This window comes from Pseudomonas sp. 2822-15 (assembly GCF_002742515.1).
Taxonomy (GTDB): domain Bacteria; phylum Pseudomonadota; class Gammaproteobacteria; order Pseudomonadales; family Pseudomonadaceae; genus Aquipseudomonas; species Aquipseudomonas salomonii.
In genome coordinates this window covers 1-246 of the sequence record NZ_LJRY01000145.1, presented here as the reverse complement: position 1 = coordinate 246, position 246 = coordinate 1, and the positions used below count along the sequence as shown (strand labels likewise).

Below are 246 nucleotides of genomic sequence, written 5' to 3'. Positions count from 1 at the left end.
ACTCATCTAGAATGCGGAAGATTTCTGGTCTTAAAACATAACGACCCATGATCGCATAATTTGATGGTGCCTCTTCCACTTTCGGTTTTTCCACAAGGTCATCTACATGAATGACTCCTGGTTCAATTTCAGTGGATTTCGGTGCTACGATTCCATATTTAGATACATCTTGATCAGCAACTGGCTGTACTCCCACTACGGATGAGTTATAACGCTCAAAAGTATCGATTAGCTGTTTGAGGCATG

1 protein-coding gene is annotated in these 246 nt (G+C 41.5%); it reads right to left on the bottom strand.

Annotated elements, in window-relative coordinates; genetic code table 11:
• A partial coding sequence (locus tag AOA59_RS01530) for a sugar phosphate nucleotidyltransferase (protein WP_256593018.1) occupies window positions 1–246 on the bottom strand: 246 nt, incomplete at both ends.